The sequence below is a fragment of the Marinobacter sp. M-5 genome (assembly GCF_032911545.1).
GTDB lineage: Bacteria > Pseudomonadota > Gammaproteobacteria > Pseudomonadales > Oleiphilaceae > Marinobacter > Marinobacter goseongensis.
In genome coordinates this window covers 157644-181252 of the sequence record NZ_JAWJEK010000001.1, presented here as the reverse complement: position 1 = coordinate 181252, position 23609 = coordinate 157644, and the positions used below count along the sequence as shown (strand labels likewise).

The window sequence follows — 23609 nt, the reverse complement described above, 5'->3', positions numbered from 1 at the left end:
TTGTGACACCCGACGACACCCTGTTTTTCGTGGATAACACCCCATACTCCCGGGAAGACTGCGAGCGCGCCGTCGCGGCCCTGGCCGCACACCCGCCACTGGCGCAGCCGGCCGGGCTGCGACTGGCGGTGTGTCTGAGCGACTGTTTCCAGTGGCTGGCCTTGTGCCTGCACCTCAAGAATCACGGTGGCAGCGCGCTGCCTATACACCCGGGGACGCCGCGGGCCGCCGCCCGCGACCTGGCCGCCAGCACCGGCTGCCACTACCTGCTGTACGGAGATGGCGCCGGGCTCGAGACCTGCCACACCACGCCCCCCGCTGCGGACGCCAAGCCCGGCGGAGGCGAACTGATCCAGCTCAGTTCCGGCACCACCGGCCGCCCCAAAACCATTGCCCGGCGCTGGACCGATATTGACCGGGAGCTCGACAGTTACGTCCGGCAGTTCACCGACGCCGACGGCCTCACGCCCATCGTGGCCTGCCCGGTGACCCATTCCTACGGGCTGATCTGTGGTTTTCTCGCGGGGCTGCGCCGGGGCGTGTTGCCGCGGATCGTCACCAATCTCAATCCCCGTTTCATTCTCGGGGTTCTGCGTGAATCTCCGGCGCACCTGCTGTACGCCTCGCCCACCCTGGTGACGCTGCTGGTGCGCATGCTGCCTCCGGAGCAGGCGTTTCATACCGTGATGCTGTCCGGTGCGACACTGCCGGCACCGCTGCTGGACACCCTGAACCATCGCAGCCACCGGGTGTGCCAGCAATACGGTTGTTCGGAGGCGGGTTGTATTGCCCTCACCACCCACGTGCAACACGCCGGTCTGCTGGGCCAGGTGCTTTCACACCTGACCGTAACCGCCGGCGCCGGCGCCGATGCCCCGGAGGAAATCCGCGTGACCGTGCACCGGGACGATGCCGAGCCGGACCTGCCGGTGCATACCCGCGATCTGGGGTATCTGGATGCGCAGGGTCAGCTGAATTTCCTGGCACGGATGGACGACACCATCAACGTGGCGGGCATCAACGTGTACCCCGGTGATGTGGAGAATGTGTTCCTTCGCCATCCGGATATCACCGACGCGGTGGCCTACAAACAGCCAGACCCTTACGCCGGCGAACGGGTCTGTCTGCGTTTCGTGGCACGCCGTGAACTGGATACCGAGGCACTGCGGCACTGGTGCCGCGACCAGCTGTCGCCCCACCAGGTACCGGTGATCCTCGAACAGGTTGAGCTGATCGCCCGGCTGGCCAACGGCAAGATCCGCCGCCGCCTGCTCGCACCGCAGCCCGAATCGAAAACCCGAACGGAGGTGGTGTCCTGATGCCTGAGCCCACGGAACTGACCGCGATTGCCACCGCACTGAGACATCATTTGCCCGCGGCGCGGATGAACGCGTTCGCCCCGGACGCCCGTCTGAACGAGGACCTGGCTCTGGACTCAATCATGCTGCTGGAACTGCTGGTGCACCTGGAGCTCGAGCATCGCCTGTGCGTTCCCGAAGAGGCTCTGCTGGCCACTGAGCTGGCCACCGTTGCCGACCTGCAACAGCTGCTGCAACCCATGGATATGGAGACCGCTTGATGATCAAGGTTCACTGCTTTGTCAGTTGTGTGTGCGAGATCCTCAAACGCACACCCGGGGTCGATCACCGGCCCTTCTACTTCGGCGTCTGGGACGCGGATTTTTCAGTGGACGACCAGCACCGGCTGTCCTACCACTCCCCACACACCCGCCATGAAGGGTTCCGTGACTGGTACCGGCTGCTTTACGGCATCACCATCGAGGAGTGGTATGACGCCGGCGCAGACAAAGAGACCAACCTCACCCGGCTGGTGGAACTGGTGGAAAACCGCACGGAGCACCAGCATGTGATGGTGATGCTCGACCTGTACCGGTTGCCGGAACGGGAGAACAAGTTTCACCAGAACCCCTTCCCCCACTACGTCATGCTGGAAACCACCGACAACCCGGAGGAATGGTTCATGTCAGACCCGGATTTCCGCTGGCAGGGCGTTCTGCCGCGGGCCCGCATTCTCGACGCGGTGCGCTCGCCAGCCGCCGCCGGTGGCTTCATATTCGATGGTCTGGATGTCCGGCACAGCCCCCGGGAAACCGTCGCCGCGTATTTCCTGCAGTGCATGAAACGGGACCACAATCCGTTCACCGGGGCGCTGCGGACCATCTTCCGCGCCCACGTCGGCGCCACGGCAACACAGCCATTGGCGGACCTGCCCCAGGCCTTTCGGGAAATTCCGGTGATGGCGATTCGCAAGTACGCCTATGAGCACGCTTTTGCCTGGCTGCTGGAAGACCAGGGCCGTCAGGCCGAGGGGGATGGCCGGTTCGAGGCTTGGTGCGAGGAGATCGACCGGCTGGTGAAAACCTACACCCGACTGCAGTACCGCGCCATGAAGCTGGCGATGACGGGCAACCGCGCATTGGCTGGCACCATCGACGCCCTGCTGGACGAGCAGGACCAGCGCGAATACCGCATCAAGCAGGCACTGAGCGACCTGTTCGATCAGTGGTGGCAAGCCCGGCCGGCAGACCACCCGCTGCCGCAAACCACCACAACGTTGGTCCCGGCCACGGAGCCAATGCCATGATGCCGTTGCACCTGTGCACCATTTCGTTCCGCCACCACCTGACCTCCCTGCCCGAACTGGCACACTGGGCCCGCCACATCGGCTTCGACGGCATCGAGCTCTGGGGCGTGCACGCCCGTCACCTGCAGGATCAGCCCGGTTATGATCGTGCCTGGATCCGCGCCCAGGGGCTGACCATTCCCATGGTAAGCGACTACCTGCCGCTTGAGGGTTCCCGCGCGGATGCCCTGGCCCGCACCCGCCAGCTCTGCACCATCGCCGGACACTGGGGCGCCGGCAAGGTACGGACGTTTGCCGGCCATCAGGCCAGTACTGCCCTGAACGCTGCGGATCGATCGGCGCTTGCTTACCGCTTGCGCCAGTTAACAGACTGCGTGGCAGACGAAGGCCTTGAGCTGATCGTGGAAACCCACCCCGGCACCTTGGCGGACACTGTCGAGGCCACCGTCGATCTGATGACGGCGGTGGATCACCCTGCGCTGGGACTGAACTTCGATGTTCTGCATGTGTGGGAATCGGGGGCCGATCCGCTGGAGGCCCTGCATCAGCTCTGGCCCTGGGTGCGCCACTTCCATTTCAAGAATATCCAGAAGCGCAGCCAGCTGCCGGTGTTTGCACCGGCCAACGTCTACTCCCCGGCGGGCTGCCGCGAGGGCATGGTGCCGCTGCTTGAGGGTGCCTGCGATTACCGCCCGCTGCTTGCCTTCCTGGCGCAGCAGCCGAAACCCAGCGGTCTCGATGCCTCTCTGGAGTGGTTCGGACCGGACTGCCAGCGGGTGCTGCAAAGCGACCTGACGCGGTTGCGGGCGGAGCTGACCAACAAGGCGGGCAGAACTCAGGCCCCGCTGGCGTGCCACGGCACCTGAGTCACCTGGTTGCGGGCAAATCGCACCAGGTGTGAAGCCAACACCTCGCCCAGCTCATCCAGCTCCTCACTGGAGGGAGACTGACAGATCAGCGTCAGCGTTTCTCCCTCCGCAGCCAACCGGCATTCGCCAATGGAAAAGCCAAGGTAGCCGGTGTCGGTGGTCCAGTGGGCGTCAATCTTGTGGCTGAAATGTTTGCACAGCCGGTTGATCAACCGGCCAGGCTCGGGGGTAGCGACAGTGGCGCTCATTTCCTGCATGGTTTCGTCTCCTGAAAAGCTCTGGATTTCAGCCGCCGGCAGCGGCGCTCACGGCGCCAGAGGCCGGTCCGCCAACACAATGGGGTGGCCACGGGAACAGCGTTCGATGCGCGCTTCGATGCCATAGGTCCGGGCCAGCAATGCCGGCGTCAGCGTTTCCTGTGGCGTGCCGAGGCAGGCGTGCCCGCCGGGCGACAGCACCAGCACCTGGTCGCAGAAACGCAACGCCAGATTCAGATCGTGACTCGCCACCAGGGCAATGGCGCCCTGTTGCGACGTCGCTGCGTGAACCGCGTTGAGAACGTTCAACTGCCAGTGCAGATCGAGGGCGCTGGTGGGCTCATCCAGCAGCATCAGACCCGGCTGGCGCACCAGCACCTGCGCCAGCCCGACCATCTGGCGCTGGCCACCGGACATCTCCGCCAGACTCCGCAACGCAAGATCACGAATGCCCAGGGTGGCGAACACGGTCTCGATGGCCTGTTCGGTCTGCTCGCGGGACCAGTCAGCCCGCGCCGCGCGGCAGGCACTGAATACCGTTTCATAGGCCACCAGCGGAATGGCCTGAGGCAATGTCTGGGGCAGGTAGCCGATGTCACGGACCCGACGTGCGCCGCTCAGGCCCGTCAACTCCTCGCCATCCAGCGTGAGTGTCCCGGCCACCGGCAGTAAGCCGGCAATGGACTTCAACAGCGTGGATTTGCCCACCGCGTTGGGGCCCACCACCGCCACCAGCGAACCCGGATGGATCGGCGTCAGGGACAGATCATGGAAGACCGGGCGCCGGCGGTAACCGGCAGTGATGTAGCTCAGTTGCAGGCTCACAGCGATGCCCTCCGGCTACGGCCAATGATCAACGCCATAAACAGCGGAATGCCCACCAGCGCGGTGACGATCCCCACCGGCAGCACCACGCCCGGCACCAGTATCTTGCTGCAGATCGACGACAGTGACAGCAGCACCGCGCCCGCCAGGGCACTGCCCGGCAGCAGGAAGCGGTGATCCTCCCCCAGCAGCAGCCGCGCGATGTGGGGCGCCACCAGCCCGATAAAACCGATCTCCCCCACAAAAGCCATGGCCGCCGCGGTGAGCAGACTGACCCGCATCAGCACCACCAGCCGCAGACGCTCGACCCGGATGCCCAGGCTGCGGGCCTGGTCCTCGCCACTGCGCAGCAGGGTCATGGCCCAGGCGTTGCGTAGCGAGAACGGCAGACACAGCGCCAGGATCAGTACCACGATCGCCACCTTGTCGGTGGTGGCCCGGGCGAGACTGCCCATGGTCCAGAACACGATCTGCTGCAGTGACTCGGCATCGGCAACAAACTGGATCAGTCCCACCACGGCGTTGATACCGAACAGCAGGGCAATACCGAACAGCACCACCGAATGCACGGAGGCACCGAGGGTCCGGGACAGCAGCAGGATCAGCAGCGACGCCACGGCGGCAAACACGAACGCCGACAGCGGTAGCAGAATGTGGGCCGCCAGGCCGAACAGGGAAACGTTGAAGACAATCACCAGGGAGGCACCGAGAGTCGCGGCCGCCCCGACCCCGAGGGTGAACGGACTGGCCAGGGGGTTGTTCAGCACCGTCTGCATTTCAGCCCCGGCCAGCCCCAGACAGGCCCCCACCACTACCGCCATCAGGGCATAAGGCAGGCGTATATCCTCGATGATGACGCGGGTGCCGGCGTCCAGTGCCTGCGGGTTCAGCAAGCCATGGAAGACGTCGGCCAGACCCAGCATCGATGGGCCGGTGGCGATATCCGCCAACAATGCCACCACCGTCGCCAACGCCAGCAAGCCCAGGCAGAGCACACGGCGCAGCACAAAACGGCGGTACTGGCCGGCCAGGTCGCCGCCATGGGTGGTCCCTGGCGGACAGGGTTCCGCACCGGCGCTGCCCGGGGTCATGGCGCCGGCTCCGCCAGCTCGACCCAGTAGGTGCCGTCCAGTTCCACCGGCTGGAAGCGGCGATAGAAGGTCTCCAGCGTCTGCTGCGGGTCCAGATCCGCGAGCTGCTGAGGATGGAACCAGCGTGCCAGCGCCTGCACCGCCACCACGTTCAGCGGGGTGTTGTAGAAATGGTGCCAGATGGCAAAGGCATGCTGTTCCTCAATCGCAGCCAGCGCCCGCAGCCCCGGGCGATCGGTGGCGCGGGCCAGAGAATGGCGCGCGGTGGAGCTTTCGACACCGGCGCCCAACACCACGTAGGGTTGCTTGCTGTCGCTTTCGGCGTAGCGTAGGGAGCCGATTGCGGTGGCCAGGTAAATGTCGGGCTGATCGGTCAGCAGGTACTCCAGATTGAGCACACCGCTGACACCGGGAATCCGCTCGGCCGCCACGTTGCGGCCGCCAGCGGCCTCGATGAACCGCCCCATCATGCCGTGCACCATGGTCTCGCAGCAGGTGTCGTGCAGTCCCACGCGGCTGTGCAGGAACACCCCCGGCCACTGCCGCCGGGGAATGCCGGACACCGCGTCCGTCACCCTCGCCAACTCGTTGCGGTAGAAGGTATTGAACGCTTCCGCCTTGTCGGTTCGACCCAGCACCTCGCCCAGCAACGCCACGCTTTTCGGTGTGTTCGTCAGTGGGTCCTGGCGGAAATCAATGAACACCACGGCAACGCCGGCCCGCTCCAGGCTATCAATCAGCTCACGGTTGCGGGCGGCCGGGCCATGACCTTCCAGGCTGAAGATCGCCAGATCAGCGTCCATGGCGACAACGGTCTCGAGGCTGAAGCTGTCGGCAGAGGTGTGGCCGACCCGGGGCACCTCGGCTATCGCCGGAAACCGCTCACGATATTGCCGGTAGCCGGCCGGGTCGGTCTGCTCGAAATCCGGCAGCATGCCCGCCAGCCGCTCCACCACAGCATCGCCGTCGAGGATCGCCAGCGCCGGGATGTACCGGCTTTCACCCAGCACGATGCGCTCTACCCGATCCGGGAGCGTAACGGTGCGCCCGGCCAGATCGGTGACGGTTCGGCCAGCGTCTGCCAGCCCGGCCTGCAGCAGCAGCAGGCCACCCAACAGGGCGGCCTTTATCCGTTTCATCGGCATTCCAGACCTCAGAACCGCATGGCCAGACCCACCCGGACATCCCGGCCAGGTTCCGGCATACCGACGATGCCCTCGTAATCCGGCAGGTGCTGGTAGTCGGCGTTGCTGGCGTGGTCGAGGTACTGCTTGTCACCGACGTTCTTCACAGTCACGGTCAGGCGCAGGTCGTCATTGCCGGTGGGCAGCCAGTGCACGAACAGATCGTGGACACCGTACCCGGGTTTGTCGATCTCACCCACTGACGTCTCCAGATCGTCAATGCCCTGCACAAACCGCGCCTGCCAGCCGAACTCCAGATTGCGGTCCCAGCGATAGGCCAGATCCGCAACCCAGGTGTCGCCGATGGTGTTACCCAGACCGTTGAATTCGTAGACCGTCAGCGGCTCGCCGTCGATCTCGGCGTCGTTCTGGTGAAAGCTCAGTCCGGCACTGAGACGCTGCCAGTCGTAGCCGGTCGAAATCAGGAAGCCCTCGGATTCCAGGTCGCCCACGTTCTCGTAACGGATCGGGCCGAACAGCGGGTCAGCAATGGCGTTGTCGATGTGCGAGCGATACACCTCGCCGGACAGGAAGAAGTTGCGGTAGGTGTAGTCAAAGCCGATTTCGGTGTTGCGGGCTTCTTCCGCTTCCAGATCCGGATCGTTGCTGGAACCTTCCAGCTTGAAGGCGCCGTGGGTGGTCGGGCCGCGGAAAGCTTCGGCATAACCGGCCTTGAGCACCAGGCCGTCGAGGGCTTCCCAGCTCACATTGGCGTTGGGGCTGACGCCCTCTTCCTCGAAGCGCTGGTCGCTGTTGTCATCCAGCTGGTAGCGGTCGTAACGCACGCCGGCACTGAGCAGCAGGTTGCGGGTCACGTCCCAGTCGTTCTGCAGATAAACGCCGGTGACGTCCGCGCTTTCCTCTTCGGCGCGGCGGTCATCGGCGTACCCCGCGCTGACCTTGTCCTCGCGGTAATCCACGCCATAGGTCACCGCCACATCACCGAGCCGACTGGTGTTGTGCACATCGCCGCCGATGCTGCGGGCAAAACCGAAGTAGCGACCCCAGCGGTCCTCCACGTTCTGCTCGATATCACTCTCGCTGTGGTACACGGTGGCACCCAGGTCCAGCAGCGGCCTGTCGGACGGGCGGATGCCGTAGTTGAGGGTGGTGGTGTCACGGCGGCCATCCAGGTCATACAGCGCGTTGAAGCCGCTGACGATCCACTGCGGGCGCTGGGGGCGCTCGCCTTCGTCCTTGCGCACTTCGTGGCTGAGCTTCAGGGTCTGGCCCCCCGGCAACTGGCCCACCAGCTTGGCGAAGCCCAGTTGCTGACGCGCCTCGGTACCGGCAACGTCATTGCCGTCGCCATCTTCAAAACGCTCGTGGTCACTCTGGGTGAGGGTCACCAGCGCGGTCCAGCGGTCCGTCAGGCGGCCGAACAGCGTGGAACTGACCTTGTAACCGTCGGTGTTGCTGAAAGAACCCAGCTTGACAAGCGCGCCGGCCTGTTCACCGGGCCGCAACAGGTCTTCCGGGTCTTTGGTCACGAAGCGGATGGCACCGCCCAGCGCCCCCGGACCGGAGTTAGCCCGGCCGGCACCGGTCTGCACCTCCACCTGCTTGAGCAGTTCCGGCTCAATGGCCAGCCGACCGGTATGGTGAAACAGACTGCCACCCTGGCCGGCGCCATCAATGGATACGTTGAGCAGCGGATCTTCAAAGCCGCGGACATAGACTTTCTGGGCAATGCCCAGGGAGCCGCCCACCGATACCTCCGGTTGTCCGGCAAAAACGTCTTCCAGGTCATCGGCCTGGTAATTCTCCAGAGTCTGATCGGTGACCACTGCGTCGGTGCCGGCGGCCTCACGCTCTGCGGTGACCTGAATCGGCTCGAGCGAGCGGGTGTCAGTCTGGGCAAACGCCAGGGGGCTTGCGGCCAACGATGCCACAGCGACAACGAGGGCGTTGTGTTGCTTCCAGCGGGGGGTCTGATTGTTCACGTGCGCTCCGTAGTTTACTGCAAATGATTCCTATTTGGTGCGCATTCTCATTTAGCAAGTGAACAAAGTGAAACACTTTTACATTTGTTACATGCCCCGCAGGACCGGCGTCAGTCAGGACGGCAGCGGGGCACCCACAGGGTCATGCGCAGGCCACCGCCGGCCAGATTCTCGGCCCTCACCCAGCCCCCGATCGCACTGACCTGACGGCGCGCCAGTGCCAGCCCCAGTCCGTGGCCGGCGGGCTGGCGCGCCTGACCTTCACCGCTGCGGAAGAAGGGCTTGAAGATCCGTTCCAGCTGGCATTCCGGCACACCGGGCCCGTCGTCATCCATGGTCAGGCAATAACCCTCCGCGTCCCGTTGCAGCGAGACCGTCACCCGCCCGCCTGGGGGGGTGTATTTGCAGGCATTGCGCAGAATGTTCTCCAGTGCCTGGGACAACGCCCGGTGACTGCTGTCAGTGACCTCCGCCTGATCGGGAAACCGCGTGATGATCTCATGGTCCGGGTATTCATAGCGCAGATCGCTGACAATGCTGTCGAGCAAGTCGGTCAGGTCCAGACGGTCTTCATTCAGACTGGGCTTTTCGTTTTCCAGCCAGGCCAGCGTCAGGGTGTCTTCCACCAGACTGCGCATGGCCTCGCAGTCGCTGCGGATGCGGGGCACGAAATGGTGCCGGTCCACGCCCTCCTCCATGCAGCTGACGGCCATGTCGATGCGTGTCAGTGGCGTGCGCAACTCGTGGGACAACTCCGCGATGAGCCGGCGCTGGGTCAGGATCAGCTCCCCCGTGCGCTCCGCCATCTGATCAAAGGTATCCGCCAGCGCGGTCAGCTCGTCGTTCCGCGAGCCCATCAGCGCCCGTACCCGAACCCCGTGGTTACCGTCACTGAACTGACGGGTGGCCGCTTCCAGCTGGCGCAGAGGTGCCATCATATGGCGGTAGATCACCACGCACAGCAGCACCAGAACGGCCAGCGGCAGCGCTACCTTGAGCATCAACCTCGCGCCGGGCAGATAGGCCCCGGGCCGCATGCGCAGGGGAAGAGTCACCAGAAAATGGGTATGGCCATCGGCGAAGGTCATATCCATGATGGGGTTTTCCTCGAAATAGAGGTGGATCTTCCACTCAACATTCCGCCCCAACCGAAAGCCTTGCTGAAACTGCTCTGACAGGGCAGACCCCGCCAGTGGACGGACCTCGGACGCCACCACCGCCGCCCAGGTATTCTCCCGCGCCTGCAACTCCCAGAGCCACTCTGCCAGCGCCGCCTCGTCGCCCGACTGGTGGAGCCGCTCGGCCCTGCGGCCCCAGGCCTTCAGGGTTTGCTGGTGGGGGTCGGCGATGAAGCTCATCTGCTGCTCAGTTTCGGTGCCGAGGAAGGAAAGGGTCCAGAACAGCGTCAGAGTGCCCAGCGCCAGGGTGCCGCACAGTTTCCAGAACAACCGCAGGTTCACAGGAAACAGTAACCCTTGCCATGCACCGTCTGCAGGCGGTCCGGCGCCATGCCGGTCTCCACCAGTTTGCGGCGCACCCGGCTCAGGTGCATGTCGAGGCTGCGATCGTAACGGCTGAACTCACGCTCCAGCACCACCTGGTACAGGTAGGGCTTGCTCAGCACTTCACCCTGATGGCGGGCAAGAATCCAAAGCAGGCGGAACTGAATCTGGGTCAGGGTCAGCGGCACGCCCCGGAAGGAGACCGCCAGCCCGGAGCGCGCCATGTCGAGCTCGCCTACGGACAGCCGATCGGGGTCGGCGCGCTGATCGTTGGCACCACGGGTGCGGCGCAACAACGCTTCAATCCTCAGCACCAGTTCGGTGAAATTGAACGGCTTGGGGACGTAATCATCGGCGCCGCCGCGATAGCCACGGATGCGCTCTTCCTCGGCGCCACAGGCGGTGAGCATCATCACCGGCGTCTGATGGGTTTTGCGGAGGCGTTGGAGGAGCTCGAACCCGTTGAGCCGCGGCAGCAGCACGTCCAACAGGATCAGATCGAATCGCTGCCCCAGGGCGGACATCAGCCCGCCTTCGCCCTCATAGCAGGGTTGTGCCTGATAGCCCTGGGTTTCGAGCAGTCCAATGATTTGCTGGTTCAGCGTCCGGTCATCTTCGATAACCAGGATTCTGGCGGTGTGACGTTGTGGGGTTGCCATGAGAGCTTCCGAGCCCGACTCATATGATAACGATTATCATATGGAAATCCGTTTCACCTGGCAATCCCGCGTCAGCCCTCCGGTTCGGCCAGCGCCTCCTGCAACAGGGCCAGCAGGTGCGCCGGCAGATTGCCCGCCAGCGCCAGCGCTGCCTCATGCCCCCGCGGCGACATCTTGCCCCAGGTGCGGCGCACGATGCGCAGCCATTTTTCGCGGTCGTAGTCTGCTTTTTCCTCATAGAAATCGGCAAAGTAGCGCTCGAGGAACACCATGCAGGCGACGTCTTCCAGCAATTGGGTATCAGCGTCCCTGCGCAGTTCCCGCTTGGTCAGAATGGTTTCCACCCGATCACACTCCGCCTGCGGATAACCGCAGGCGGCCATGATCTCCGCTGCCCGCCGGCCGTGCATGCGGCCACAGGCCTGGCGCCACTCGTAATAGGCTTTGCGCCCCTCCGGGAAATCCTTGCGGGGCAGGGTCCAGCGCTCGATGTGCTGGGCGCGGCAGGCGATCTGCATGCGCTCAGACGGCGCCGCCTCCAGCGCGAACAGCCAGCGGGTCATGTGCTGACTGTAGGCGTATTCCTTGGGCAGCCGCTCATCGCCCAGCTGTTCCTGGTTCGGGTCGGCAAGATTGGCTTTGTCGATGGCCTCCAGGGCACAGGCCAGCGCGGCGGATGCGTGGGTGTCGTGGCTCATGGTCATACCTGCGAAGAGGGCCGGGCCTTGATGCGATCAAACCAGGCCTGGAGATGGGTGTGCTCGGGTTTGATCCGAATGTTCACCACCCGCGCAAACGCCACGGTAGTGAAGGCGTTGATATCAGCCGCGGTAAACCGGTCGGTACAGACGTACTCTTTATCGGCGAGGTGCTGGTCAAGAAAGTGCATGAACTTCTCGACACCCACACCGCACTCCTCACCCCATTCCTTGATCGGGTTCATGCGATCCTTGAAATAACCACTGGTGTGCTGGAAACACATCCCCGTCGGCATGAAGAAATACAGTTCGATCCAGCGCAGCCACTGCTCGATGAGTGTCTTTTCCAGTGCGGTCTCCCCCAGCAGTTTTGGCGCCGCAGGATAGCTTTCCTCAAAATAGCGGCAGATGGCCATGGTTTCTGCCACGCAGGTGCCGTCGTCGAGCTCCATCACCGGCACTTTTTTCATCGGGTTTCTGGCGACGAATTCCGGCGTCAGGTTTTCCCCCTTCTGAATATCGATTTCCACAAACTCGGCTTTATCCAGCAGCCCTTTCTCGGCCATGAACATGCGTACCCGGCGGGGATTCGGGGCGGTTTTGGTTTCGAAGATTTTCATCGTTTTAGGGCTCCGTTGCTGCGGGTGATCACGTCGAAAAATTCCCAAGAGACTGACGTGAAAGACCGGTTGCGTCAAGCAACCGCTATCAACGTGGGAGCCATTGCTGCAGCTGTGTAACGATCCACTCGGGGTCATCCAGCGGCAGATCGTGGCCCGCGGTGGGGTGCAATTTCAGGGTCCACTGCCAGCGCTGTTCGAGAGCCTCGCTGCACCGCCAGTGAACAATCCGGTCGGCCTTGCTGGCGAGCAGCAGGGCGTCGGGTAATGGGCGGCGTTGGTTGGGGGTGAAAGATGCTGCAGCACGCAACTGCTGCCATGCGGTGCCGACAGAAACGGGACGCTGGCGCTGAATGCTGTACCAGTGTTTCATGGTGACCAGTTCCGGCTCCCGGTTGCAGGTCAATCTGAGGATATCCGCCTCGCGATCGAACAGCTCCCGCCGCGCCAGCATTTTCAGAATCCGTGGCCAGGTGCCGGGGCGCATGCGGTGCCAGGGCGGGCTGAAGCCACTGCTGGTGTTGATCAGCACCAGCGCCTGGATTTCACCTTCCGAAACGTGCTGAGCCCAGTCGAGTGCGATCATCCCGCCCATGGAGAGTGCCAGCAAACCATAGGGTTTGGGGATATGACTGACCTGGTGTTGCACCCTCTCCCGGATGGCCGCAATGGTGCCCGGGCTCGGATCACGGAAGTGCACACCGGTACCCGGCAGGTCCACGGCATGAAAGTGATGCTCAGGGAACGCCTGCTCGAGTCGCTCCCGGAACGCACCCCAATGTGCCTGTTCCCGCGTCAGACCGCGCAGAAGAATCCAGTGCATGGTTATCGGTTGTCCCTGTACCAGTGCATGATCGCAGCCTCTCTCAGCATGGACTCCTCCGCGCCCTCCGGCAACCAGTTGCGGTGGCTCGCCGCCGCGTCCACCAGAAAATCCATGAACGCCAGATGGCTACGCAATACCCGCCGGTGGCGATGCGGCACCAGCGGATTGAACAGCCCGTCAAGCCGGAACAACTGCCGGGGCCGCTTGCGCACCCAGCGCCAGGATCCCATCTCCAGGGTTAGCGGAAGGAAAGTTCCGGTGTTGTCACGATTGATCTGCTTGTAGAAGTAATCCCACAGATCGCCGTGGGTCAGGTAATGCCGGGACTGGGGCTCGAACCGGTAATCATGGTCAGGCCAGGCCTGTTCCCAGATCAGTTTCAGCGCCATCACCGAGGCAATTTTGCGCATCGGCCGGCGCCGGTAGGCGTAGGGGAACCAGATCTGGTCCTGCCAGCCAAAGCCGGAGTGGCAATCCAGCGCAACGCTGAACGGTCGCCCGGGCAACAGCCCGCTGATCACGTGTTCGAGAGCCCGGTTTTCAGGCTCCATGGCTGTCGACGGCTCACCGATGTACCAGGGCAGCCGCGGCGACAGTTTCTGCCCGCCCAGCATGAAAGCGCTCCGGTCCTGGGCGGTAATCGGCGAGTTGCGCATCAGATCCACCCCATTGGGGTTGCTGCGCTGGTTCAGGTACATACCCCCCGGATTGAGAATCGGCAACAGGGTAATGTGGACTCGCTCCAGCAGGCGCAGCAGCGAGTCATCCCAGCTCAGCCGCGCCATCAGGTTGCGCATCCACGCCATCACCACCTGGCTGCCGATGCGCTCCAGACCGTGCACGCCCCCCACCAGCACCACCGCCGGCGCATCAGGGGCATCGGTGCCCAGATCCACCCGGTAGATCGGCAGCGTCTGCGGGCCCACATCGATACGATCCACCACCTGAGTGCGAACCTGCGCCGGCGCTTCCGCGAGTGTGCGCTCCAGCGATACCAGTTCCGGCAGGAAGGTGCGCAGCAGATGCCGCTGCCGGCGGGTACGTGTTGACTGCTCGCGGGGAATGGCGGCATGGGGGGTCAGCTGTTTCAGCTCGGTCATCGTTGGCTCCAGTCCGTGACGACCTTCCAGCATGCCCGGCAAATGCTGCAGTTATTTGACAGCCCGCCCGGCTGCGCGAGACCGGGCGGACGCAGGCCATTCTGGCGGATTATGGCTTGCCCGAGGACTGAAACGCCCGCAGGTTGTCACCGCCCGTGGTACTGAGGATCAGTTCCCCGTGCGGCCCGATGCTGAACCGGTTAACTTCGGCCATCAGATCCAGAAACCGCTGTTCCTGTTCCATCAGCGCCGGCGCGCACGCCATCAGGGTGCCGGCGATGCGGCTGAACGACAGCCCCTCTCCGCTCAGGTTCCAGCTCCCCATGTAGCGGTTACAGGAACCGCGACCGGCAACCCGGTTGTCATCCAGAAATTCAATGGTCACGCGGGAGCTGTCAATAATGCCTCCCCCGCCAATGTCCTCAACCACCCACTCCGCGCCCCGCAACAGGCGCTCGGGATCGCCCCCGCAACCGGCCAGCTGTTCTCCGTTCACCGCCAAGCGCACCTGGTTGGGATGCGGCATGCCGGACATGGAGTCTGTGCACAACTGCGGCGCGACATCGACACGGAGCTTCAGTCCGTCACGCTCGGCGACAATGGTCTGCCCGGTTTCGCTCTGCTCCGTCACCCGGGAACGCAGCGTCTCGGTGGCCTCACCCATGCGACTCAGGGTCAGTTCGTTGCCCACCAGGCTGATGTGCCAGAACGGTTCGTTACCCTTGGCAATGAAGGGCGATTCGATGGCGTCCGGCGCCAGGCACTCCGGGAGCGCCTCACCGTTGAGCGACAGCGTCGCCGTCTGACCCTTGCTCCAGAACACCGTGCGTGCGTCACCGCTGGCCACAAAGCGCGCACCAGAGGCACTTTCACTCGGGGTCATCAGGATACGCGTTCCCCCGTGGGTGAGCGCTAGAAGCCCGGTGGATGGCGTGTAGTCAAGATCAATGACCGTCTGGCCGCAGTGCATTCGGGTAGCCGCCAGCTCTGCGGGGCCGTTGTGATCGCCGGTTGAGGCGCAACCGGCGGACAACACCAGAGCCGCGGCAGCGGCCATGGACAATCCGGTTTTGTGCAGAATCATATACCATTCCCTGAGGTTCATTTTTTTGTCTGGCGTGCGTTCTAGAACGGGCACGCCTCCCTGTTTCATTACGCTAACGATAGAATGACGCCCTTCCACCCGGCCCAGGAGATGTTCCCGATGACCATGAAGCTCTATCAGTTTGCCATTTCCCATTATTGCGAAAAAGTTCGATGGGCACTGGACTACAAAGGATTGAACGCGGAAATCCACAGCCTGTTACCGGGTCAGCATGTGAACACCATCCGCAGACTCACCCGCGCCGACTCCTCGGTGCCGGTGCTGGATCACGATGGCCATATTGTACAGGGCTCGGCACAGATTCTGGATTACCTGGATCACACCTTTCCGGACCGCCCTCTCACGCCCGCGAATCCGCAAGACCAAGCGGCCGCGCTGGCCTGGGAGCAGCGACTGGACGACGAAGCCGGGCCGGCGGTACGTTGCTACTCCTACCACCACTTTCTGCAGCGCCCCAAGATTGTGGTTCCCCTGCTGGCGGCACAAACCCCTTTCTACAACCGCATCCTGCTCAGGCTGGCGTTCAGCCGGGTTGATGAAATCATGCGCAAGTGGATGAAGATCAACGAGAAAACCGCGCAAACCTCGAGCCAGACTATGGAGGCGTTACTGACGGAGCTGGCAGACATCTACAGCACCCGGCCCTATCTTGTGGGTGAGGCCTTTTCCCGCGCTGATCTGACGGCGGCCAGCCTGTTTGCGCCCATGTTCCAGCCGCCACAATATCCGGTGCCCTGGCCCAACAGCAAGCGGATCCCCAAGGCCATTCAGGCGTGGCTGGCGCAGTGGCAACCGCAACTCCAGACCCTGGAAAAGGTCTATCAGGCTAACCGCTGACCTGCCGCCGGGCGCGACCCGGCGACGTGCCGGTCCAGCGCTGATAGGCGCGGGTAAAGGCACTCTGCTCGGAAAATCCGAGCAGCAGCGCAATGTCCGTCAGGGTCAGGGAGGTGTCGGCCAGATAATTCCGGGCCAGTTGTTCCCGGCTGCGATCCAGCCACTGCTGCCAGGAAATCCCGTGACCGGCCAGGCGACGCTGCAGGGTCCGCGGTGACATGTACATGGCTCTCGCCGCGCGGGCCAGCGTGGGCTCGCCATCGGCCAGCAGCTTCAGCAGCACCTGCTGCAGTTGTCGTTCGGTATCCGAACTGCCCGGCAGCGCCCGCAACAGCGCCTGCGCCTGCCGGTCAAGCAACGCCCTCAGGGTCGGATCCCGCCGCGGCATGGGAGTACCCAGGTACTGTAGCGGGAAACAGACCCGCACGTGGCTGTCGTTCCAGCGTACCGGGCAGCCGAAAAACCGCTCATAAGCCTCGGCGGCGGCCTCACTCACCGTGCCGAGGAACGATACGCCGGAGGGCGGTGGCGGATCGTCAATCTGACGTCTGAGAAAGGTTACCAGTGCCGCTATGGCGGCGCCGTCGGCCTGCTGCCCCAGTTCGTCTTCCGAGGGTGGCCAGCGCATTTCCGCATACTCCCCCTCGATCACGATTTCCGCCAGGGTGGCACCGTAAAACAGGGTCTCGTAGCGCTGGTACGCCAGCATGGCTTCACCCAGGGTATCGGACGCCAGCACCAGATAACCCAGCACCCCCACGTGCCCGGGGCGCACGCAGGCCCCCACGTCCAGCTCCGGCGCTACCGGGCTGGCACCTTCCAGCACGCCGCGGGCCAGGCCACGCGCCAACAGATCCCGCCAGACTGGCACCGGCACGTTGTCCTGCGCCGCCCACCGTGCCAGCTCCGGCCTCAGAGCATCGGCAGCCAGACCCTGCTGATCAAGCCAGTCGCTCAGCAGCCCGGTCCAGGCGCCAGTCACCCTCATCACTCTGGCCATCGGCTGCCACGCTCCTGCAGGTTTCAGATTTGGCGTTAATTATCAATTTAGAGGCGTAAATCGTCAATTCTTTCCAGCGGTTTCCGGCAAAAATGGTTTCACGACACAACACAACGAGCGGAACTGACCATGGCCCTGTACGACATGATGCTGACGGTGCTGGAACGCAGCGGCCTGCTGCCCCTCTGGGAAGCCGTCGCGCCCTGGCTGGCGCTGGACGAACGACAACTGATCTTTATGGTGGCCACTCCGGTGTTTATCGGCGTCGCGCTATGGGAATACCTGAGGATACGCCACGACCCGGCCCTGATGGATACCCGTGAGGCGGTGCGCAATTTCGCCCTTGGCGCGGGCTACCAGGTCACCGAACTGTTGTTCGCCGGCATCATCGCCTTCCCACTTTACGCCCTGTGCTATCACTATCGGCTGTTTGAGCTTGAACTGAGCTGGCTGACGGCGGCTCTCACCTTCGTGGCTGTGGATTTCTGCTTCTACTGGATGCATCGGGCGAGCCACCGCATGCGCTGGTTCTGGGCCGCCCACGTGGTGCATCACTCATCCGAGCGAATGAATTTTTCCACCGCGATGCGGCAGAATGCCACCAACATCTTCAATGGCGGCTGGCTGTTTTACCTGCCGCTGGCACTGATCGGCCTCAACCCGGTGTGGATCGGCGTCGCTTACGCGCTGTCTCTGGTGTACCAGTTTTTCATCCACACCACGCTGGTCAAACGCCTGCCGGCCTGGGTCGAGGCGGTGTTCAACACCCCGAGCCACCATCGCGTGCACCACGGCCGCAACCCGGGATATATCGACCGCAATTACGGCGGCACGCTCATCGTCTGGGACCGGATGTTTGGCAGCTTTGCTGAAGAAGATGTCAATCATCCCCCGGAATACGGCATTACCCGCCCGGTGCACTCCCACAATCTGCTGGTGCTTTGGACCCACGAATACGTCGATCTGTTCAGGGCCATGGCGCGACCCGGCCGGATCGGTGCCCGCCTTCAGCACCTGTGGCAGCCACCGGAGTGGGAGCGTTCCGAAACCAGCGGGGATTCGCTAGACTGCGCCACTGACAACAAAAAATGATAAGGAGATCACCATGCCGGAGCAGTCCGCCAGCCTGAGCGCCCCCGATGGCCACCGGATCCACGTTAACGCCTTCGAGCCCGCCGACCCGGGCGTCACTCTGGTGATTGCCCATGGCATGGCGGAGCACAGCGGCCGATACACGCCCTTCGCCCGCTGGCTGAGCGAGCGCGGCGTCGCCGTATTCACTTACGATCATCGCGGCCACGGCGGCCACTGCCCGTCCGCTGATCTGGGGCACTACGCCGACGATCACGGCTGGCAGAAGGTAACCGACGACCTGGGACTGGTCATCCAGCATGCCCGCGCATGCCACCCGGACCGCCCACTGGCGCTGCTGGGCCACAGCATGGGCTCGTTCATCGCCCAGAGCCATGCACAGAGCCAGGGCACCGGCATCGACACGCTGATACTCAGCGCCACCAACCGCATTCACCGCCCCCATTTGCAGGCCTCAAAAGCCCTGATCGCGTCCATCGCCACCTGCTACGGCAAACGTCACCGCAGCCAGACCGTTGCGCGAATGACCTTTGGCAAGTTCAACCGCCTGTTCCAACCCAACCGCACCGCATGCGACTGGCTGAGCCGTGACCCGGAGCAGGTCGACCGTTACGCCAGCGACCCGCTGTGCGGCTTCCCGTGCACCACCGGGTTATGGCTGGATTTCATCGGGGGCATGCTGTCGATCAATCCACAGACGTGGCGCCACGACCTGCCGGTGCGGATGATTGCCGGTGACTGTGACCCGGTGGGGGAAATGGGCAAGGGCATACAGCGCCATTGCACTGCCCTGCAACGGGCGGGGTTGAGGGATTCCACCCTGACGCTGTTCGCGGGTGGCCGACACGAAATGCTCAACGAGACCAACGCCAGTGAGGTCTGGCAGACGGTCTATCAGGCCCTGCCTCTGTACGCGCGATAACCGGTTACCGACTGTCAGACCATTTTACATATCCCTCACTGACAGGGTCGGACCGACCTCTTCCGAAGATTCCCAAGATATTGACCGGCCTCCAATAAGCACGACCGGGACTGACATTTGCTACCCGTGGCAACGCATGAAATGCATTCACTATGACACGGAGACGTTACACATGCGTTTGAGCAAAACATCCCGCTTGATTCCCCAGACACTTGCCATGGCCGGTTTGCTGTTTGGCGGCTCTGCCGTTGCGGCACCCATTGTGATGGAAGGCGATTTCGTCCGCACGGCGGTCAGCGATAACGGCACACTCGGCGCCGGCGGCAGCGCCGACCCCGGTATCATGCACGACCCCACCGGCTCCCGCAGCTGGGGACCGGAAGATTACCTGACACCCGGCACCCCCTGGGAATGGTTCGGGGTAAAATCCACCCAGACCGGCACTGTTGGCAACAACAACTCCGGCTACCCCAACCAGATCTCGACACTGACTGGCCCGGTCGATCTCTCGGGCGGCAGCTTCGACAACCAGGTGGGTTGGGAAGGCCAGTACGGCAGCTGGTTCACCATCAGCCATAACTATTCCTTCAACGACAGTTATGAGCGCGTGGACGTCCTGACCACCATCACTGCCCTGCAGGACCTGACCGACGTCAAGTTCGTGCGTGCGATTGACCCGGATCCGGACGTGAACTCCTACGGTTCCTACGACACCATCAATACCCGGGGTGTCACTGGCGTGGCGGCAGAGGATTTCGTCAATTCCCAAGGCGCCAGCACCGGCTTGACACTGGGCCTGTACACCCAATCAGACACTGTCCACAACACTGCGGTATCGGCGCCATGGTCAACCGATCCGGATGCCTACCTTACCGGCACCAACGACGGTAATGGCGACTATGCCATCGGCCTGGCCTTCGACATTGGCTCGCTGTTCTCCGGAGAGCTGATCAACCTGAGCTACTCCTACGTGATGGGCGAAACCCTGGACACCGTTGACCTGCCCGTCAACGAGGTTCCGGAGCCCGGCACCCTGGCACTGCTGGGCCTCGGCCTGACCGGTGTCTGCCTGGCACGTCGCCGCAAGCACGCCTGAAGCTGTTCGGCCCGCGGTGACCACCGCGGGCCCCGCTGCGTTGTCCCGCCCAACAATCTGGCCCGCTCAGCACGAGCGCACGCCCCCCTGTCCCGTTAACCTGATGCCCTGAAACCGTATTCAACGCATCAGGAGTAAACCATGGCGACACAGCAACACTGGGTGAACAGCAACGGGGTCAATCTGTACGTGACCACCGAAGGCTCGTCCGATGCCCCGCCACTGGTTCTGGTCCATGGTTACCCGGACAACCACACCGTCTGGGACAAGGTCACCGCCCAACTGGTCGACCGCTATTTCGTCATCCGCTACGACGTGCGTGGTGCCGGTCGTTCGGACAAACCTCCGCGCACCCGGGATTACCGCATGAGCCACCTGGCGGAGGATCTCACTGCCGTGGTCAATGCGGTGATTGCGGATCGGCCGTTCCATCTCGCTGCCCATGACTGGGGCTCGATCCAGAGCTGGGAATCCGTCACCCACGGTCCGCTGAAGCCACACATTCTGTCTTACACCAGCATATCCGGCCCCTGCCTGGACCATGTCGCGTTCTGGCTGAGAAACAACGTCACCCGCCTTCGCGAGGGGGGCACCCGCAAGGTGCTCGGCCAACTGGCGAGCTCCTGGTATGTGGCCATGTTCCAGCTGCCGTTGCTGCCGGAAACCGCATGGCGCGCGGGTCTCGACCGGCTATGGCCGAACTATCTGCGCAAGCGGGAACAGGTGAGCGAAGCAGACTTCAGTCACTTCCAGCGCAATGACGGTCGCTACGGGGTGAAACTGTACCGGGCCAATTTCCTGCCGCGCCTGTTGCGACCGGAGCCCAGGCAGGCAGACTGCCCGGTTCAGCTGATTGTGCCGAAGCAGGACAATTACGTGGGGGAGCAGTTATTCGAGGATCTGGGGAAATGGACCGGCAAGCTTAGCCGCAAGGACATCGATGGGCCTCACTGGGTACTGCTGACCCAGCCGGATACCATTGCCGGCTGGATCGACGGATTTGCCCGGCAGTCCACTCGCACCTGAGGCTGCGGGCATCAGGCCGTGCCTGAGCGTCACCGGGTGCCGTAGACCACCATGGTCTTGCCCTTGACCCGCACCAGCCCCTGATCTTCCAGGGTTTTCAGTACGCGACCCACCATTTCCCGGGAGCAACCGACAATGCGTCCGATTTCCTGGCGGGTGATCTTGATTTGCATGCCGTCGGGATGGGTCATCGCGTCCGGTTCCTTGCACAGGTCAAGTAACGTGCGCGCCACCCGGCCGGTCACATCGAGGAACGCCAGGTCACCCACCTTACGGGTGGTCTGGCGCAGGCGGGACGCCATCTGTTCGCCGATGAAGTACAGCACCCGCGGGTCCTGCTGGGCAATCTCGCGAAACTTGGTATAGCTGATCTCGGCGACTTCGCACTCGGTTTTGGCCTTTACCCAGGCACTGCGGGAATCCATGTTGTCGAACAGGCCCATCTCGCCGAAAAAATCTCCGGCGTTCAGGTAGGCCATGATCATTTCGCGCCCGTCGTCATCTTCGATGATGACGGTGACCGACCCCTTGACGATATAAAACAGCGAATCGCTTTTGTCACCCGCGTAAATAATGGTGCTCTTGGCGGGGTAACGCCGGCGGTGACATTGCGAAAGGAAGTAATCCAGATGCTTGGTTTTCTGCTCAACCGGCTTGACGATAGTGGCCATAGTGCGAGTCATGCCTCCTCAAATACTGGCGGATCCCGATGATTGTTATATACCCCGCTTTCCGTGCGGGTTTATTCATTTTTATACATAATCAGCGCAACTTATAACAAGAAGGCCCGGTTTCGGCAACCTGAAACCGTAGTGATCACCACCGGCTGGCGGCTGCCGCGGCACCAGCCGATGTGCTAGCATCACGCCCAGATCCCCTTGTACTGCGGAGCACTTCGCCATGAAAGCAACCATAGACTGGGCCGGCAACGCCAGCTTCACAGCCACCAGCGGCACCGGACACACGGTTCAGATGGACGGCCCGCCCGATCACGGCGGCGAAAATCTCGGGCCCCGGCCCATGGAGCTGCTGTTGATGGGCCTGGGCGGCTGCTCATCCTTTGACGTTATGAGTATTCTCAAGAAAAGCCGGCAGGATGTGACCGCATGCCACGCCGAGCTCGAGGCCGAACGCGCCGACGCCATTCCCGCAGTGTTTACCCGCATTCATCTGCACTTTGTGGTGACCGGTCACAAGTTGAAAGAGGGGCAGGTCAAACGCGCCGTCAGCCTGTCTGCGGAAAAATACTGCTCAGCATCCATAATGCTTGAAAAGGCCGGCGTCGAGATCACTCACAGCCATGAGGTCCGCGAGGCGGAATAGCCGGCGGCAGCCACCGAAACCCGGTTACCAAAAGTTGGTTGCACAGACTACCCAACGTCATTCGCGGTGTGCATAATACGCACCCTTCTCCGCCGGTCTGCGCAAATGGTGAACAACCCGGTCAGTTATCGGTGGCGGCCTCAGCAGAATGCCCTGTCAGGCATTCTGTAGTCATTCATCTCCATCATTCGGAGGGGCTGAGCATGGAATCAAAACTCCAGCTGCACGGTTTCAACAACCTGACCAAATCCCTGAGCTTCAATATCTACGATATCTGTTATGCGCAGACTGAAGAACAGCGTGAAGCCTACATCGACTACATCGACGAGATGTACAACGCCGAGCGACTGACCCAGATTCTCAGCGATGTGGTCAAGATCATCGGCGCTAACATTCTCAACATTGCCCGCCAGGACTACGAGCCCCACGGCGCGTCGGTGACCATGCTGATTGCCGAGCATGAACTCACTAGTGGCGAGGAGCCGGACAACGAGGAATCCCCGGGGCCGCTGCCGGACACCATCGTGGCGCACCTGGACAAGAGCCACGTCACCGTGCACACCTACCCGGAAAGCCATCCCCATGATGGTGTCAGTACCTTCCGCGCCGATATCGACGTATCCACCTGTGGCCTGATCTCGCCGCTGAAGGTGCTGAACTACCTGATCCACAGCTTCGATTCCGATGTGGTCACTGTGGACTACCGGGTCCGGGGTTTCACCCGCGATGTGGATGGCACCAAGCACTACATCGATCACGACATCAACTCGATTCAGAACTACCTGACCGAAGACACCCAGAACGCCTATCAGATGATTGACGTCAATGTGTACCAGGAAAACCTGTTCCACACCAAGATGATGCTGAAGAACTTCAAACTCGACAACTACGTGTTCGGCGTCAACGCCAGCGACCTCGACCCGGGTGAAGCCCAGTCCATCGAAGATCGCCTGCGCCGTGAGATGCTGGAGATCTTCTACTCCCGCAACGTGGAATGAGCCCCGTCGCGACCGGCGGCACCCCGCCGCCG

Annotated in this window: 25 protein-coding genes; 11 read left to right on the top strand and 14 right to left on the bottom strand. The window is 62.8% G+C overall.

Translation table 11 applies throughout. The annotated features are described in order from the left end of the window. Positions 1–2: 2 nt before the first annotated feature. The 4 genes from R0125_RS00800 to R0125_RS00785 are packed head-to-tail and all read left to right on the top strand — an operon-like array spanning position 3 to position 3470. A complete protein-coding gene (locus R0125_RS00800; RefSeq protein ID WP_317236800.1) occupies positions 3–1319 on the top strand; it encodes an AMP-binding protein in 1317 nt (438 codons plus the stop codon). Beyond that, positions 1319–1579, top strand: a complete 261-nt coding sequence (locus R0125_RS00795) for a phosphopantetheine-binding protein (protein ID WP_317236799.1) — start codon at positions 1319–1321, stop codon at positions 1577–1579. The genes R0125_RS00800 and R0125_RS00795 overlap by 1 nt, the downstream gene beginning before the upstream one ends. Beyond that, positions 1579–2604: a DUF6005 family protein gene (locus tag R0125_RS00790; RefSeq protein ID WP_317236798.1), complete on the top strand. Its 1026-nt coding sequence runs from the start codon at positions 1579–1581 to the stop codon at positions 2602–2604. The genes R0125_RS00795 and R0125_RS00790 overlap by 1 nt, the downstream gene beginning before the upstream one ends. Continuing rightward, a complete protein-coding gene (locus tag R0125_RS00785) occupies positions 2601–3470 on the top strand; it encodes a sugar phosphate isomerase/epimerase family protein (protein WP_317236797.1) in 870 nt (289 codons plus the stop codon). Before R0125_RS00790 ends, R0125_RS00785 begins: the two co-directional genes overlap by 4 nt. On the opposite strand, the gene R0125_RS00780 is transcribed toward R0125_RS00785, so the two are convergent. The 12 genes from R0125_RS00780 to R0125_RS00725 all read right to left on the bottom strand — a co-directional run bounded on the left by R0125_RS00780 (position 3440) and on the right by R0125_RS00725 (position 15262). Further along, positions 3440–3730 (bottom strand): DUF2218 domain-containing protein, encoded by a 291-nt coding sequence (locus tag R0125_RS00780; protein WP_317236796.1) that lies wholly within the window; start codon positions 3728–3730, stop codon positions 3440–3442. The genes R0125_RS00785 and R0125_RS00780 overlap by 31 nt on opposite strands. A gap of 48 nt (positions 3731–3778) precedes the next feature. Then, positions 3779–4555: an ABC transporter ATP-binding protein gene (locus tag R0125_RS00775; RefSeq protein ID WP_317236795.1), complete on the bottom strand. Its 777-nt coding sequence runs from the start codon at positions 4553–4555 to the stop codon at positions 3779–3781. Further along, a complete protein-coding gene (locus R0125_RS00770) occupies positions 4552–5646 on the bottom strand; it encodes an iron ABC transporter permease (protein ID WP_317236794.1) in 1095 nt (364 codons plus the stop codon). The genes R0125_RS00775 and R0125_RS00770 overlap by 4 nt, the downstream gene beginning before the upstream one ends. Continuing rightward, entirely contained in the window at positions 5643–6785 is a 1143-nt protein-coding gene (locus tag R0125_RS00765) for an ABC transporter substrate-binding protein (protein ID WP_317236793.1), read from the bottom strand. Before R0125_RS00765 ends, R0125_RS00770 begins: the two co-directional genes overlap by 4 nt. Positions 6786–6799: 14 nt before the next feature. Then, positions 6800–8773, bottom strand: coding sequence for a TonB-dependent receptor domain-containing protein (locus tag R0125_RS00760; protein ID WP_317236792.1), 1974 nt, complete (start codon positions 8771–8773; stop codon positions 6800–6802). A gap of 110 nt (positions 8774–8883) precedes the next feature. After that, positions 8884–10233, bottom strand: coding sequence for a sensor histidine kinase (locus tag R0125_RS00755; RefSeq protein WP_317236791.1), 1350 nt, complete (start codon positions 10231–10233; stop codon positions 8884–8886). Continuing rightward, positions 10230–10934: a response regulator transcription factor gene (locus R0125_RS00750; RefSeq protein WP_317236790.1), complete on the bottom strand. Its 705-nt coding sequence runs from the start codon at positions 10932–10934 to the stop codon at positions 10230–10232. The genes R0125_RS00755 and R0125_RS00750 overlap by 4 nt, the downstream gene beginning before the upstream one ends. 71 nt (positions 10935–11005) lie before the next feature. Further along, a complete protein-coding gene (locus tag R0125_RS00745; protein WP_317236789.1) occupies positions 11006–11632 on the bottom strand; it encodes a DUF4202 domain-containing protein in 627 nt (208 codons plus the stop codon). A gap of 2 nt (positions 11633–11634) precedes the next feature. Next, positions 11635–12252 (bottom strand): glutathione S-transferase family protein, encoded by a 618-nt coding sequence (locus R0125_RS00740; protein WP_317236788.1) that lies wholly within the window; start codon positions 12250–12252, stop codon positions 11635–11637. Positions 12253–12340: 88 nt separating this feature from the next. After that, entirely contained in the window at positions 12341–13075 is a 735-nt protein-coding gene (locus R0125_RS00735; RefSeq protein ID WP_317236787.1) for an alpha/beta hydrolase, read from the bottom strand. Positions 13076–13077: 2 nt separating this feature from the next. Further along, entirely contained in the window at positions 13078–14178 is a 1101-nt protein-coding gene (locus tag R0125_RS00730; RefSeq protein ID WP_248181568.1) for a M14 family zinc carboxypeptidase, read from the bottom strand. Between the two features lie 109 nt (positions 14179–14287). Continuing rightward, the gene (locus R0125_RS00725; RefSeq protein ID WP_317236786.1) at positions 14288–15262 is read right to left on the bottom strand and encodes an META domain-containing protein; all 975 of its coding nucleotides are present in this window, start codon (positions 15260–15262) and stop codon (positions 14288–14290) included. A 120-nt stretch (positions 15263–15382) separates the two neighbouring features. Here R0125_RS00725 and R0125_RS00720 point away from each other — a divergent pair, with 120 nt between their 5' ends. Then, positions 15383–16120 carry a glutathione S-transferase family protein gene (locus tag R0125_RS00720; protein WP_317236785.1) on the top strand — a complete coding sequence of 246 codons (738 nt, stop codon included), beginning with the start codon at positions 15383–15385 and terminating at the stop codon, positions 16118–16120. On the opposite strand, the gene R0125_RS00715 is transcribed toward R0125_RS00720, so the two are convergent. After that, on the bottom strand, positions 16110–17120 hold the full coding sequence (locus R0125_RS00715) for a helix-turn-helix domain-containing protein (protein WP_248181571.1): 1011 nt from the start codon (positions 17118–17120) through the stop codon (positions 16110–16112). The two genes, R0125_RS00720 and R0125_RS00715, sit on opposite strands and share 11 nt — an antisense overlap. Positions 17121–17249: 129 nt before the next feature. Between R0125_RS00715 and R0125_RS00710 the strand changes: the two genes are divergently transcribed. The 4 genes from R0125_RS00710 to R0125_RS00695 all read left to right on the top strand — a co-directional run bounded on the left by R0125_RS00710 (position 17250) and on the right by R0125_RS00695 (position 21256). Continuing rightward, entirely contained in the window at positions 17250–18212 is a 963-nt protein-coding gene (locus R0125_RS00710) for a sterol desaturase family protein (protein WP_248181572.1), read from the top strand. Positions 18213–18225: 13 nt separating this feature from the next. After that, a complete protein-coding gene (locus tag R0125_RS00705) occupies positions 18226–19134 on the top strand; it encodes an alpha/beta hydrolase (RefSeq protein WP_317236784.1) in 909 nt (302 codons plus the stop codon). Positions 19135–19306: 172 nt separating this feature from the next. After that, positions 19307–20230 carry a PEP-CTERM sorting domain-containing protein gene (locus tag R0125_RS00700; RefSeq protein WP_317236783.1) on the top strand — a complete coding sequence of 308 codons (924 nt, stop codon included), beginning with the start codon at positions 19307–19309 and terminating at the stop codon, positions 20228–20230. A 141-nt stretch (positions 20231–20371) separates the two neighbouring features. Further along, complete coding sequence (locus R0125_RS00695) at positions 20372–21256, top strand: alpha/beta fold hydrolase (RefSeq protein ID WP_317236782.1); 885 nt, start codon at positions 20372–20374, stop codon at positions 21254–21256. A gap of 29 nt (positions 21257–21285) precedes the next feature. Here the strand turns inward: R0125_RS00695 and crp are convergent, their stop codons facing one another. Next, complete coding sequence (crp, locus tag R0125_RS00690) at positions 21286–21927, bottom strand: cAMP-activated global transcriptional regulator CRP (RefSeq protein ID WP_007153756.1); 642 nt, start codon at positions 21925–21927, stop codon at positions 21286–21288. A 229-nt stretch (positions 21928–22156) separates the two neighbouring features. Between crp and R0125_RS00685 the strand changes: the two genes are divergently transcribed. Next, complete coding sequence (locus R0125_RS00685) at positions 22157–22579, top strand: OsmC family protein (RefSeq protein WP_248181576.1); 423 nt, start codon at positions 22157–22159, stop codon at positions 22577–22579. 203 nt (positions 22580–22782) lie between these two features. Further along, positions 22783–23577: an adenosylmethionine decarboxylase gene (gene speD, locus R0125_RS00680; protein ID WP_248181577.1), complete on the top strand. Its 795-nt coding sequence runs from the start codon at positions 22783–22785 to the stop codon at positions 23575–23577. Positions 23578–23609: the final 32 nt, after the last annotated feature.